Here is a 13,525-nt window from a genome sequence, read left to right on the forward strand (position 1 = left end):
TAGATTGAGGCCAAAATTACCACACCAAATTACCACACTGGAGCCTAAAACGAAAAAACCCCGCACTCGGCGGGGTTTTAAGTCCTTGATAAACAAGGAAGAATCTGGGGTGGCCGACGGGGATCGAACCCGCGACCTCAGGAGCCACAATCCTGTGCTCTACCAACTGAGCTACGGCCACCATAAAAGTGATATACTTCAGCACCTTGTGGCAGTACTGATTGCCGGATACCTCTTGCAGCCAATCTGGCTTCAGACTAAGTCCTTTTTGCCAAACCAGCACCATCTTGTGAAGATGGCACGCCCGGCAGGACTCGAACCTGCGACCATCCGCTTAGAAGGCGGATGCTCTATCCAGCTGAGCTACGGGCGCAAGGTGAACCCGGAAAATTGGTCGGGGCAGAGGGATTCGAACCCCCGACATCCTGCTCCCAAAGCAGGCGCGCTACCAGACTGCGCTATGCCCCGTTTTTCCAATCATTCGCACCTCTTTGACCCTGTTAACCGCCCCGTAGGTGGTTGTGTAAGTCGCTGTAGCTGCGAAGTGCGTGCATAGTAATGATACCCCCGGCCCATGTCAACGCTTCTAAGCTATTATTTTTAAAGAAGTTTATCCTTTTGCCTATCTGGGCCCAGAAGTGGCGAAATTATTTCCAACCTGTGCGAAAATGGCGCACTTCGCGAATCCGACCGGATAAAAAGTAAGCGTTTTTGAAAATCGCCGGCTTCCGCCCTTCTATATAAAGTAGGTGCTGAAGCAGATTCCGGTCTATTAGCCATCGATTTTTTACTGTTAGAGATAGTATCTATGTCTGCACTGGTTCTGGACGGCAAGGCCCTGGCACAGAAAACTGAAGAGGAACTCTCGGCTCGGGTAGCCGCACTAAAGGAAAAGAGTGGTGGCCAAACGCCAATCCTGGCGACCATTCTGGTAGGTGATGACCCCGCCTCCGCCACTTACGTAAAGATGAAGGGCAATGCCTGCCGCCGAATCGGCATGGACTCCCTCCAGGTGGAACTGCCCTCCTCCACCACCACTGAGCAGCTGCTCGCCAAGATCGAAGAACTCAACACCAACCCCAACGTCCACGGCATTCTGCTCCAGCACCCGGTACCGGCGCAGATCGATGAGCGCGCTTGTTTTGATGCGATCAGCCTGGAGAAAGATGTAGACGGTGTAACCTGCCTGGGCTTTGGCCGTATGGCAATGGGTGAAGAAGCCTATGGCTGCGCGACCCCTAAAGGAATTATGCGCCTGCTGGAAGCCTACAATATTGAACTGGAAGGCAAGCACGCCGTGGTTGTGGGTCGCAGCCCCATTTTGGGTAAGCCGATGGCGGCCATGTTGTTGAATGCCAATGCCACCGTGACTATCTGCCACTCCCGCACCCAAGACCTGGCCGAGCATATCCGCCGCGCCGATATCGTAGTGGGCGCTGTGGGCAAGCCTGAGTTTATCAAGGCCGAGTGGATTAAGGATGGCGCTGTAGTTGTGGATGCCGGTTACCACCCCAGCGGTGTCGGCGATATCGAGCTGGGCCCGCTGACTGAGCGCGCTGCCGCTTACACCCCGGTACCCGGTGGCGTTGGTCCCATGACCATCAATACCCTGATTTATCAATCTGTCGATTCCGGTGAACGTAAAATTGGCTAACCTGATTCGTCTGGATAAAGCGGTCAGCCAGGTCACCGACCTCTCCCGCACCGATGTAAAGCGCGCCGCCTGGGCGGGGCGCATTACCGTCAATGGTGAGGTGGTCACCAATGCGGCCACCAAAATACAAGTCAGTGATGAGTTGTGCCTGGATGATGAGCCTCTGCACGAGCCGGGGCCCCGCTACATTATGTTGAACAAGCCCCTGGGCTATGTCAGTGCCACCAAAGATGGCGAGCACCCTACAGTGCTGGACCTGATTGATGAGCCTAATAAGGAAAAGCTGCATATTGCCGGGCGCCTGGATATTGATACCACCGGCCTGGTGCTGCTTACCGATGACGGCCAGTGGTCCCACAAAGTGACCTCCCCCAACCACCATTGCAACAAGACCTACTACGCTCTGTTGGCCGAGAAAATTGAGGAAGATGCCGTGGCCAAGCTTGCCAAGGGTGTCTGGCTCAATAACGAAAAGAAGAGAACCAAGCCCGCCAAGCTGGAGATCCTCTTTGCCAACGAAGTGCGCATCACCATCGGTGAAGGGCGCTATCATCAGGTGAAGCGTATGTTTGCGGCCCTGGGCAACAAGGTATTGGAGTTGCACCGGGAAAAGATCGGCGAAATCATCTTGGATGAAGAACTTCAGGAAGGTGATTACCGCCTCCTGACCCCTGAAGAAATTGCCTCTATCAATTAAAAAAAGATATGTCAGCCCTTCTATATCAGGAACTTATCCAGGCCCCAGAGGAAACCCTGTGGATCGCCGATGAAAACAGCAAGCCCCTCATACATCAGGAGGGGTTTCATTTTGCCGGGGATTTAATCAGTAACCGCTGGGATATTGTCGAACTCGCCGAAAATACGGTGAAGCGGAGCTTCTTCAACGATTTCCACTTTGAAGAACTGGACCGCAAATACCGCCGTATTGTCTACGCCGTTTCGAAAGAAAAGGCCATAGTTCACCATATTATTGATTGTGCACCCCACTTCCTCGGTGAAGGTGGCGAATTGATTCTGCTGGGTGAAAAGCAAAGCGGAATCAAAAGCTACGCCGCCAAAGTGGCCGAGCGCCTGGGCACTGCCAAGCACTTGCAAAAAAACGGCAACGACTACCTGAGCAGTAATGTTGTCGCTCACGAGGACACCGGCAATCCAATCAGTGAGCTTCAGTACGCCCAGTTACAAAAGCTGCCCGAGCTTGGCGGCCTCTACTCCAAACCGGGATTGTTCGGCTGGAACAAAATCGATAAAGGCAGTGCCCTACTCGCCCAGCAATTAACGACGGAGTTGCCACAGGACGGTTCTCGTATTGTTGATCTCGGTTGTGGTTATGGCTACCTGAGTATGCAATTAGCCGCTTTGGGTAAATATCATTTTACCGCTACGGATAATAACGCCGCTGCTCTAGTGGCCTGCCGCAAAAATTTTACCGAACAGGGAGTCGAAGGCATCGTTGTGCCCTCTGATGCAGGCTCTGAACTGGAAAGTGAAATCGCCGATCTGGTACTGTGCAATCCTCCTTTCCATCAGGGCTTTCAGGTGGAGGGAGATTTGACCGATCGCTTTCTGCAACAGAGTGCGCGGATTCTTAAATATTCCGGCACTGCGATTTTTGTGGTGAATGAATTTATTCCCCTGGCGAAAAAAGGGCCCCGCTATTTTTCCCAGGTGGATTTAATCACCAAAGAGCAAGGATTTTGCGTATACCGACTGCGCCCCTAAGAGCTGGGGCGCAGGCCGGCAGCAGTCGCCTGGAAACAGGATTAAAGGCTAGTAATCACGCAGATTAAACAAGTTCATCGACAGCGTATGCTCTTCCAACTCTTCGAGTTGTCGCAGTCGTTCGAACGCATCCCGTGCCGATGGGGTTTCAGCGCCTTGGGCAAGATCCCGATATTGATCGGCCAGGTAGATCTCGATATCCATGGCCAACTTGGCAATCTGCTCCAAGTCTTCAATATCAATGCCGCGCAAGCGCTGCAAAAATTCTTTCTCCCGCCCTTCCGGGGCAAATTGCACCCAGGTATGTAGGGCACCAGGGGGCAGGTCTTCATGGAAATTTTCCAGTGAGTGCTTCATGGAATCTTCCCGTCGTCGCAGCTGATCCAGCAGCAACTCGACCCGTTCATTGGTGGCAAGCTGCTCATACTCTTCGTACTGCAGCGCCAACTTGGCATGAAAATCCCTTCCTTCCTGAATCACTTCCTCAACAGTTTTGTACCGCATCAATCGATCCCGGCAGAACACTTCGCTCACCTTGAGTATAGTCACGAGGTGACAAAGGGCGCCAATGAATATCACTATTAAAGTGACAGGGATTTTAGGAGCCGGCCTCTGTGGGGGCTGTCGAGATTAGCGAAGCTGGCTCATGCGGAAATCCAGGCGCCGATTGGGGTTGGCGGGATTGATCTTTTCTGGGGCCCTGGCCGCCAGCTCACCTTTGCGCAGAGTTCCTCTGCTCACTGCCAGGATATGATTCTCATACTGGGGCATATAGGCCATCCAGGCACCGCCGAGTCGCTCGCGCATAGCTTTGTCGCGCCAAGCGCTGTTCTGTAGCTCGGGCCTATCCCCGAAGTTGCTGACTAGCACGCCATCTTTATGAAGCAGCCGCATCAGACTGGAGCACCAGGACTTATCGGCGGTTACCGCTCGCTGCGCTACGCCGTCGCAGTGCCCAAATAAGTCGTCGATCACCAGGTCGAAAGTGCTGTGAGAGGGTCGCTTCAAGTGGTCGCGCACAAAGTCACAGGCATCCGCACACACCAGCTCAACATCACGCACGCCAAAGAAGCGACGGGCAATATCCAGGTGCACCGGGTCCAAATCTACGCCGACAATACGCTTAGCGGAGGTGAACGCCTGCAAAAGGCGAATCAGGGCACCGCCACCAACGCCGAGCACCAATACCGAATTCAAGCGCTCTTCAGGGAGGAAAAATGCCGGTAGCAGCAACAGCTCCCAAAGGGAGCCCTTGAGGGGATCGCGGGGATTCCACTGAGAATGGAAAACCCCATTGCTGTAGAGGCGCACACTGGCGCCATGGTTGCGCACCTGGTAGCAGGTATCGCCAACCTGCTTTTGCCAAAGCAGCGCCATCAGCTCGCCGGGAGGTCTGAGGACTTGAGCAATACCCGGGCAAAATCCTGTAGGCCCGCCAGGTCTTCCTCGCTAAAGCGCGCCACACTGGGGCTATCGATATCCAACACTCCCAGGCAACGACCCGCTTCGTCATAGAGCGGCACCACCACCTCTGAAGCTGACACGGCATCGCAGGCGATATGGCCGGGGAACTGATGCACATCCTCTACCAATTGGGATTCACCGGTCGAAACAGCAGTACCGCAAACACCGGCGCCCACTGGAATCCGGGTACAGGCAGGCTTGCCCTGGAAGGGCCCCAAACGCAGCTCATCACTGTAGAGGAAATAGAAGCCGGCCCAGTTGATATCTTCCAACTCCATAAACAACAGCGCACTGGCATTGGCGGTGTTGGCCAGCCAGTCTCGCTCTCCAGAAAGCAATCCTTCCAGCTGCCCATTTAAGGTGGTGTAAAACTTGTTCAGCGACATACCTAGCGCCCCTTGCCCACTTATAATTTCAAATCGTGTCAGCTAAAACTGGCAAACCCGCAAAACAGTATCCTGCGGGAGGCAGGTATTTTGCGGGCTTTGGCGAGGGAATCAATATGCAGAGTGCAAAATTACTGGTAGGGATCGACCACTGCGGGTTCTTCACCGGTCTCACCACGATACTCATCGGCATCTACAGTTGGGCGAGACCACTCGCTTTCATCATTGTTGCTACGAGTGTTCGACTGGATAGCCGGCGGCGCGCTGGTAACGTCTGACTGCATCAGGTTGCGCGACTTTTCAAAGCGGTCTTCCACTTTTGGCTTGGGCGCAACTTGTGCGGAGTTGCCGCTACCTTCGCGGCGAATGCGGTTAGCCATAGCACTCAGATTAGGGCGGCGACGCTCCGCAAGCTTCACGGCTTCCAACTCACTGTTCAGGCGGTTGATCTCCGCCTGTAAATCTCCCATCTGCGCTTGAAGTTCAGTAATCTGAGTCAACACACCTTTTACTTTACGACTTTCCTTTTCGTACATCACGGCGGCGCCGCCAAAGGCCAACGCAAAAATGACCAGGATGGAAAACTGACGCATAGCAAACTCCGGAAACTGCACTTGTTATTCTGAGGGGCATTTTTACAGCATATTTTTTCTATCTTCCGAGAAATTGCGCATAAAAAACAAGTTCAAACGCCCGCCGACGCCTTGATAGTCACCATTCCATAAAAACGAACAATTAAAATTTATCGGATAGCGACATGTTCACTCTAATGTCCCAGCCAGCTCCCCAATCTCAACCGCCTCCTGATCCACATAGCGATTGCTGTCTGAAATTGCTGGCAGCAGAGTGCTATCTGCATATTGGCAACCAATCGCTTGCACCAGCTTTTGCCCCACCTTTTCCGCCTGCTCTGGAGCATGGGCTTTTCCCATGCGCAGAAAATGCAGTAACAGATCGTAGCCCGGGCGCCAGCACTGCAAGTCGGGAAAGCTCTTTCTCAGCGCTGCGGCAATCCGCAATCCTTCATAGTCCAGGTCCCCCCAGAAAAATGTTGGAACCGTTCGGGATTCCCCATCGTGCCACCAGCTTAGGAATTGCTGCCGGATATTTTCACTAACCACATTAATAGTGCTGAAGCGCACCCTCGCCCCATTGCGAATCCGTTCTGCGCCGCCCTGGTAGCCCTCGCTATAAACCAGCGCAGCACGACTGGGTTGCAGCTCCGCCAGGCTAATAAAAGTGTCCTGGTTTTCGATAAAAATGACCTGCTCAAATTGCCTGGGCAGGTAGGCGTGGAGTAAAAGTTGGCGCTCCTGGATTTTACGGCTCAGGTCAGGATAGAGATTGCGCACCAGAGATTGACGACTGGGTAATTCCAGGTATTTGGAATCCCCTTTAAAGCAGCGCGCGGCTAATTGTCGCCAGGAAATTTTATCGGCAAAGATCAGCTCTTTGCCGACGGACACCCAGCAAGCAATAATTTCTTCGACGGACTCAAACCCCGGTTGGAGCTCCAAGCCTTCGAAGGGAAAAGCAGAGGGGTTTTCAAAGCGATCGACATAGGGTTCCAGCAGGCTGGTCCAGGCGGATTGGCGAACGGTGGGGGATGGGCGATTGAGCCACAGGCGCAGCTGTTCCTCGCTGGCATCCCGAAAAATCAATTGGGCCCCCTGCCACTCGGCAATACCCGGCCGCCTTTTCGGATTCGGTTTTACCGTAAAACACTGGTATTCCCGCGCAAAATGCTGCAATTCATTCCACAGCTCCTGCTCGTCTTGGTCGGGGTCCCTGAGGGGCTCCAACACTTCCAACCAGCGCTTACTGCCAGCGCGCAAATCCAGCCTGAAACTAATGCGGGCTTCCTTGCCGCGTTCCAGCTGGCTGTCCCGCCGATCCAGAATAAAATTCAGGATGCCGATTAACAACGGGTTTTCCTCTACCCAATAGGGCAATGTCTTTTCCATCGGTTGCCTCCCTGCCAATGGAGGGGTTTCCCCCCGAAAATACCTATCCCTCTACTTCTACCAGGTCCATAAAATCCAGCGATGCCTGTTGGCGAATCGTGCGGCGGTGGTTGGCCCAGAGTTCGGCGATACGCTCCTGGTTGCACACCTTGCGATCAACATACACTCGGGTATTCAGCTGGCCGATGGGCTTGGCACTGGGGCACTTGCTGAATACAAACTGATTCGAGATCAGGTCCATAAAAGGCCCGGATTTACTGCTGGGCATAATAAACAGCAGCTGTAGCCCCAGGGTTTCAGTCAGGTAACGGATCACTTCCTTGGAGCGGGACTCATCCATTTTGGAGAAGGCCTCATCCACCAGCACCATTTGCAAATGGCTTCCGCTTTCACCAAAGCGGAAGGCCGAAGTGACCGCTGCGGAGCGGATAATATAAGCCGGCGTTTCCAGCTGACCGCCGGAACCGGTGCCGTACTGGCTGAGCGCAATCGGCTCCTTGCCTTCCGGTTCCTTATAGATCTCATAGCTGCGGTAGTTGCGATAGTCGCTGATCCGATCCAGCTCGCGCCGCGCTACCTGCTCGTCTTCACTCAGCAGCATACTCAACAGGCGATCCCGCACCTTGCGGTGCTTGGGCGCCAAGTCCGTGTCGAACAGGCTCTGCTCTTCACCCAGATTCGGCAGTTCAATTACCGCCTTAAAGAAGCTCCAGTACTCCTTGAATTCCGCCACCCACTGGTAGTCAAAACGGAAGCGCTCGCGGTCGGCGCCAAAGCGGTGGTGTTCCAGCTCTTTGTTCAGATCATCCAACACGCGCTTACCATCGTTAATGGACTGGTAAATAGCGTGGCACAAGTGGGTTACAAAAGTGGTGTTAAAGGATTTTTTCAATCCCAGCAATTGATCGTGGCGCTCCACCAGCAGGTTGTTCTTCAGGCGGTTGCGCAGGGTCTCTACCTGATCGCCGAGACCGCTGATCAACTTGAACAGGTTGTCTTTATGGCCGCCACTCAAGTCTGGCTCAAATACCAGGGTATCGACGCTGGCACAGGTGGCGTTGTACTCCATCACCGCGCGATCCAACTGGCGACTGTATTTCTCCAGCTGTCCCTGCCAACTTTCGATATCCGCTGAGAAGTCGAAGTTGTCTGCTGCGCGATCTACCTGCTCGTCGGCAGTAACCAGCACTTGCTCGGCATCAAAAGTCGGATCGATGGCGGTAATACGCCTTACCATTTCCTCGCTGTCACTGGCGGCATCGTCCAGGGATTCCAGCTCGCCAGACAGCGCGTATAAGAGTTTTTCGTTGCTTCTTAGCTTGGTCTCCAGAGAGCCATGCTTGCGCTGGAGGTCCGACAGCTGCTTTTGCTGATCTTTGAGCTGGGCCTTGAGTTCATCGACCTGCTGCTCGAACTGCTCGAAGTCCTTCAGGTCCAGGTTTTCCAGGGCGCGCTCGGCACTGCGCCATTCTCGCTGGGCCGCCAGGGCGGTATCCACAATGGACAACAGCTTGATATTCGCCAGTCCGCGCACCGCGTTGGTAACGCGACGGTAGAGCTGGTGGCGCTCGTTGACGTGGGTGGCCTCTTCCAGCAACTGCTCCATAGCGCGCTGCTGCGCCGCCAGTGCGCGAGCACGGGCGCCCTGGCCGAATACCAGCTCGGCATCGTCCATATCGCAGCGCCACATGCTGTAGTTGCCACTGGCCATACCGTCGGCAGTCAGGCCCCGGCGGGTGCCCCGCAGCTCGTGTTCATCCTCCACCTGAACCACGGCACCGTAAGAGGCGCGCAAATAGTGCTCGGCAGTTTTATGGGTGAACTCCATCAGTTCGATAATGGAGCCCGACGGCGTATCCAGGCGCTCCGCATCGCGGCGGGCTTTGTCCCCCTGGATCACACGGGCGCGGTTGTTGCGCCCGGGCAGGCCTCGCACGATACGAATCGCGCGGGCCTCGTGTTCCGGCTCCACGATAATTGAGAAGCGCGCGCCGCCCAGATAGCCTTCAATCGCCATCTGCCAGCGCTCATCCAGCACTTCCACATAATCACACAGGACGCGGGGCTCCGCCTCCGGGCACTGCTCGCGAATTGCGGCCAGGGCCACTTCTACCGATTGGGGGTAGCGCACGCGATTGGCCTGGAGATGCTGAATGCGACTCTCTTGGGTGCGCAGCTGCTTTTGCAGTTGCTGCACTTTTTGCTCCCAGCGGGAGGCCTGCTGGGCAATCTGCTCTTTGGGGGAAACCTCATCACTGGCGCCAGCTTTACCACTGCTATCCAGCAGGTCGAAGAGGCGGTTCTGTAGGGCCTCACTGCTGGCGGCGCGCTCCCGCAGTGGCTCCAGTGCGGCCAGATCGATCCAGTCCTTGCCCAGCAACTTGTGCAAATCCGGCAGGTCTTCCTCGCGGGCCACCTGCTTAATTGCCTGCACCAGTGCCTTATCGGAGAAGGCGGGAATTTCCAGCTCGGCGGAGGTGGAGTTGAGTAGATTTAATAATTCTTCGGCGGCCTCGCGGTTCTCGCGCCAGCGGGCCTCTTCGGCAGACATGGGGGTGTGCTGCTGGGACAGCAGGCTCAGGGCATTGTTAATACGCTGTTCCAGTTCGTCCTTATTGCGCAGCGCATCGATACCCAGGCGCTGGGCTTGAAGCTCTACCAGCTGACCGTTGAGCTGCTCGACGCGCTCGGAAGCGACGCGCACTTCCCGCTCATTGTTGTCCAGATCGCTGCGCAGTTTTTTCTGGTCGTTCTTGCCACTCAGATAACTCTTTTGCACCCGCTGCTGGCGGTGGCGCGCGCATAAATATTCCTGCACCCGCAACTGCAACCACTGCTCCCGATAGAGCTCTACCGACTGGGCGATGGCCTCCAGGGAACTGACCCGCTCCACAATCTGGCGGGCTTCCTGCTCCATGCTGTGAATGGTTTTCATCAGTTCGGAGACGGAGCGGATGGCATCACCCAAATCGCGTTTTTCCAACACCTCTTGGGCGACAAAATCGTTAATACTTTTTACTGGCTTGTAGGCCATAAAGTTGGCAAAGGTGCGTGCAGCGTGCATAGCCTCTCGATCGGAGACCGCATCACGACGTCCGCGCAGGGCACCGTAAAGGCGGCGCAGGTAGGCCTTTTTCTTGTCGTACTGCTCTACTTTTTCGAACTGCTTGCTCAGGACCTGGTTGAATTTATCCAGCGGCAGCAGGTGTTTGCCGTCGGTGTAATCCCGGATAAAATCCCCCATCACCAACTGTTCGCCGGGGAATACGAAAAAGCGCAAATCACTCTGGCGGGCCTGGGCGGGTTTACTGCTGCTATCCAGGTGCGCGCGAATACCCATCACTGCGGTAAAGGGCTCAGCATCGTCTTCACCGCTGGTGGGATGGAAAATACCGGCGATGTAACAGTCGGTAGGCTCGACACGGGCATAACTGCCGTCGTCACAACCCAGTACATAGGAAGCTAGCGTCCGCACCTGCTTGCCACCGCGCCCGCGCTGGGTGGTTTCATCCTGTCCCGGGTTAAAGGTAAACAGAGTGTCGTGGGCGGCGGTCATCAATGTCTGGATAGCATCGGCCGCCGTGGTTTTACCGGAACCGTTGCCACCGGAAAACAGGTTGATCGGGCCGAAATCATATTCCAACTGCGGGATATTGCCCCAGTTAATCAGGATCAGTTTTTTTAGGAACATAGTCTTTTCAAAAAAACGGTCTTTTCAAAAGCAGGGTCTTTTGCAGGCGGGAAGCCGACACCCTTCTCCGAGGCTCCCGAGCGCAATTCACGCAGACCCGGGCGGTCGAATGTTTCTCGATTTTTTATAGCCGCTACTGCGGCCTCTATTTTCAACTAGGAAGCGGCTTCACTCTCAAACAGGCTGTTATCTTCGACTTCTGGAGTGATGCGTTCGAGCGATTGCTCTTGTTCCGCCTCTTCAACCTCGCCAACCTCATGAACTTGAGCGGCCTCGCTCTCCACTGTAGTAGGGACTTCGCTGTCGATCAGCTGGTGCAATACCGACTCGCTGACAAAGTGGGCGATGGTCGGGCGTACGCGCAACCAGACTTCCGCACTGGTATCCACTTCTTCGCTGCTGAACTGCACCAGACGCAGCTGGCGCAATTTCTTCAGCAGGTTTTTACGCTCGGCGTGCTTATCCGGCAGGGACATTTTCAGCAGGTTGCGCATGCCCAGTTCCAGGGCTTCCATCGACAGGGCGGCGCAACCACTCTCATCCACTTGCCCTTCCCGCAGCGCTTTATCGTATTCCACGCGCAGGGCGAGAATCGCGGCCACTTCCTGTTGGCTGAGTCGGGCGCGGAAGCCGCCGTGGTGCGGCTCTTCCTGATCCGGCAGACCCGGTACTTCGGCACCGGGCGGATACACACGAATAAACTGGAAACGGCTGTCGTGCTGCAAACGCAACCCCAGCGGGGCCAACCACTCGCGCACCAGCTGCTCGCAGCGCTGGAAGCGATCATAAAGCGTGGTTTCGATAACGCTCTCATCCCGGCAGATAACGCCGTAATCCAACAGGCGCACCAGTAGCTCGGAAAATTCGCTGCGGTTCAGGCGACACTGCGCCAGGGCCTCTTCCAAAGCCTGTTCAATCACTGTTTTTCAGCTCCAGGATATATTCGTCAAATTCGGTGAAATAGTCATTGCTGGCGATTTCACCGGTAAATTTCACCTGCAGGTCGGCGGCGCCGCTCTGGTTCACCGCCGCTGCTTCGATCACATGGCTCATAGCGAGCAGATCACGCGCATCGCGCAATGGCAGGTTGCGGCTGTTGATCTGGCGGCCGGTGCCGAGGGCATCACTCAGATAATCGCGCAGGTTACTGTTGTTGAAATTAAACGCCTGGTCGAGCAATTGTTGCAGCTCGATCTCGCGGCGGTTCTCTTCACCGATGGGAGTTTCATCTTCGACCCGGGTATTCACCGGTTGGCGGCGATTGCGCTGCCACAGCTGGGTTTGTTTGGGGTCAAACAGGCGCAGCTGGAAGCCGCCTAACTGTTCGCCCAGCTGCTCGAGAATTTGTGTTTTTTGCTGGCTCTCACCGAGGCGCTGGCACAGGTCCGCAAATTCACCTTCGGCCTGGCTGTGCAGGTAGCTGAGCTGGCGAATAATAATATCGGCGCGCTTGGTAAAGCCCTGTAGCGCGCGGCGCAAAGCGGGCAACTTCACCTCGCAGGCGCGGCGCATACGGTCCTCGATGGTGTCGAGCATCAGCCACAGCAGGGAGTGGCCCGGCTGCATCAATTCCGGCAGCAGCTGGCGCAGGCGCTTCTCCCACTCCGCTTTCTGCACATCCTCCTTTCTGCGAATGCAGTCAATCACCCGATTGATGGAATCGCGGTGTTTTTCCACGCTGTCCGCAGACAGACGGATAGCCAAGTCCGGCTGGAAACGACTCTCCATAAAGGAGAAAAACTCATCGGTGGCCTGCTGCACCAGCAATTGGGCCTCTACTTCCCGCACCATTTCCCGCTTGCGCTCTTCCAACTCGGCGATCATATCGGTGAAATCCGCCACGATACGTTCGGAGTATTCCCAGGCATCGATCAAGTCGTGGATTTCACCTCGGCTGGCAAAGGCTTCCAGGGCATTTAAGGTGTTGCGGGTATTGCGGTGGCGAGTGCGCACGCGGGTACCGTTCACTTCAACCAACGGCTGAGTGAAAAGGCGGCCCCGGCGGCTAAACGGATAGGTGGCGGTGAGCGTGGCGCTGTCCACCTGCTTCTCCAACCAACCGAACTCCACCAGGCTGTTCAGTACCCAGACGGCCTGATCGCGCAGGTTGCGGAAGCGGCCCTCCGGGTCCTGCACGCCGTCCTCACTATCGAGTTGGGGCGCGCGGGTCAGGGCCTCGGCAAAAATTTCCAGGATCTGTTCGCGCAACAAAGACTCACCGTAGTCAGCCTTGGCGGTGTACAGACGCTCATACAAAAGGCGCAAGCACTCAACCACCTGCTCGCGGTATTTACCGGTCAGCGGGCGGAAGAAGTGTTGGTAGGAATCGACGAAGAACAACGACTATAGGCCCGCTTATTCCTCTTCCGGCTTTTGGTTGAAGACACAATATTTTGTGTAGTCGCGGGTATCGTCAAAAGTCCACTGCCCTTTGGGAATGCCATCCATTTTCTCGCACCAGGCATCGGAACCCCGTTTGGGCTCACAGCCGGTCAGTGCGATAAGGGCGATCACAGCGCTGGTCAGGACAAATACTTTTTTCATGGTTCGCTTCTACAAATGAAATTCGAATTTCACTTCCCCGGCGGCCGCAATGTGCCAAACTGGGGAAAATCTATCGGTGTCTCAAATCTATCCGTGTCTC

General features: G+C 55.4%; 12 protein-coding genes and 3 tRNA genes. 3 read left to right on the plus strand and 12 right to left on the minus strand.

The genetic code is table 11. From position 1 onward, the window contains the following. Nucleotides 1-105: 105 nt before the first annotated feature. From ACJJI8_RS21085 to ACJJI8_RS21095, 3 genes are all read right to left on the minus strand, one after another. Nucleotides 106-181: transfer RNA gene (locus ACJJI8_RS21085), tRNA-His, on the minus strand. 115 nt (nt 182-296) lie between these two features. After that, nucleotides 297-373 (minus strand) — tRNA-Arg (locus tag ACJJI8_RS21090). Nucleotides 374-391: 18 nt separating this feature from the next. After that, nucleotides 392-468, minus strand: a tRNA-Pro gene (locus tag ACJJI8_RS21095). 340 nt (nt 469-808) lie between these two features. Here ACJJI8_RS21095 and folD point away from each other — a divergent pair. The 3 genes from folD to ACJJI8_RS21110 are packed head-to-tail and all read left to right on the plus strand — an operon-like array spanning nt 809 to nt 3,376. Continuing rightward, nucleotides 809-1,654 (plus strand): bifunctional methylenetetrahydrofolate dehydrogenase/methenyltetrahydrofolate cyclohydrolase FolD, encoded by an 846-nt coding sequence (gene folD / locus ACJJI8_RS21100; RefSeq protein ID WP_444933650.1) that lies wholly within the window; start codon nt 809-811, stop codon nt 1,652-1,654. Then, complete coding sequence (gene rsuA, locus ACJJI8_RS21105; protein ID WP_444933651.1) at nt 1,647-2,351, plus strand: 16S rRNA pseudouridine(516) synthase RsuA; 705 nt, start codon at nt 1,647-1,649, stop codon at nt 2,349-2,351. The genes folD and rsuA overlap by 8 nt, the downstream gene beginning before the upstream one ends. An 8-nt stretch (nt 2,352-2,359) precedes the next feature. Next, entirely contained in the window at nt 2,360-3,376 is a 1,017-nt protein-coding gene (locus ACJJI8_RS21110) for a class I SAM-dependent methyltransferase (protein WP_444933652.1), read from the plus strand. A gap of 48 nt (nt 3,377-3,424) precedes the next feature. Here ACJJI8_RS21110 and ACJJI8_RS21115 read toward each other — a convergent pair whose 3' ends face one another. From ACJJI8_RS21115 to ACJJI8_RS21155, 9 genes are all read right to left on the minus strand, one after another. Further along, nucleotides 3,425-3,880: a hypothetical protein gene (locus ACJJI8_RS21115; protein ID WP_444897768.1), complete on the minus strand. Its 456-nt coding sequence runs from the start codon at nt 3,878-3,880 to the stop codon at nt 3,425-3,427. A gap of 126 nt (nt 3,881-4,006) precedes the next feature. Then, nucleotides 4,007-4,753, minus strand: a complete 747-nt coding sequence (locus ACJJI8_RS21120; RefSeq protein WP_444933653.1) for a spermidine synthase — start codon at nt 4,751-4,753, stop codon at nt 4,007-4,009. Beyond that, nucleotides 4,753-5,226: a free L-methionine (R)-S-oxide reductase MsrC gene (msrC, locus tag ACJJI8_RS21125; protein ID WP_444933654.1), complete on the minus strand. Its 474-nt coding sequence runs from the start codon at nt 5,224-5,226 to the stop codon at nt 4,753-4,755. Before msrC ends, ACJJI8_RS21120 begins: the two co-directional genes overlap by 1 nt. 131 nt (nt 5,227-5,357) lie before the next feature. Beyond that, entirely contained in the window at nt 5,358-5,819 is a 462-nt protein-coding gene (locus tag ACJJI8_RS21130; protein WP_108735279.1) for a hypothetical protein, read from the minus strand. Between the two features lie 168 nt (nt 5,820-5,987). After that, nucleotides 5,988-7,190: a Wadjet anti-phage system protein JetD domain-containing protein gene (locus ACJJI8_RS21135; protein ID WP_444933655.1), complete on the minus strand. Its 1,203-nt coding sequence runs from the start codon at nt 7,188-7,190 to the stop codon at nt 5,988-5,990. A 43-nt stretch (nt 7,191-7,233) separates the two neighbouring features. Beyond that, nucleotides 7,234-10,881 carry an ATP-binding protein gene (locus tag ACJJI8_RS21140; RefSeq protein WP_444933656.1) on the minus strand — a complete coding sequence of 1,216 codons (3,648 nt, stop codon included), beginning with the start codon at nt 10,879-10,881 and terminating at the stop codon, nt 7,234-7,236. A gap of 155 nt (nt 10,882-11,036) precedes the next feature. Then, a complete protein-coding gene (locus tag ACJJI8_RS21145; protein WP_444933657.1) occupies nt 11,037-11,801 on the minus strand; it encodes a DUF4194 domain-containing protein in 765 nt (254 codons plus the stop codon). Further along, on the minus strand, nt 11,794-13,221 hold the full coding sequence (locus tag ACJJI8_RS21150; protein WP_444914172.1) for a Wadjet anti-phage system protein JetA family protein: 1,428 nt from the start codon (nt 13,219-13,221) through the stop codon (nt 11,794-11,796). Before ACJJI8_RS21150 ends, ACJJI8_RS21145 begins: the two co-directional genes overlap by 8 nt. 15 nt (nt 13,222-13,236) lie before the next feature. After that, on the minus strand, nt 13,237-13,425 hold the full coding sequence (locus tag ACJJI8_RS21155; protein ID WP_108733723.1) for a DUF3012 domain-containing protein: 189 nt from the start codon (nt 13,423-13,425) through the stop codon (nt 13,237-13,239). Nucleotides 13,426-13,525 lie beyond the last annotated feature (100 nt).

This window comes from Microbulbifer maximicatervae (SeqCode) (assembly GCF_052467695.1).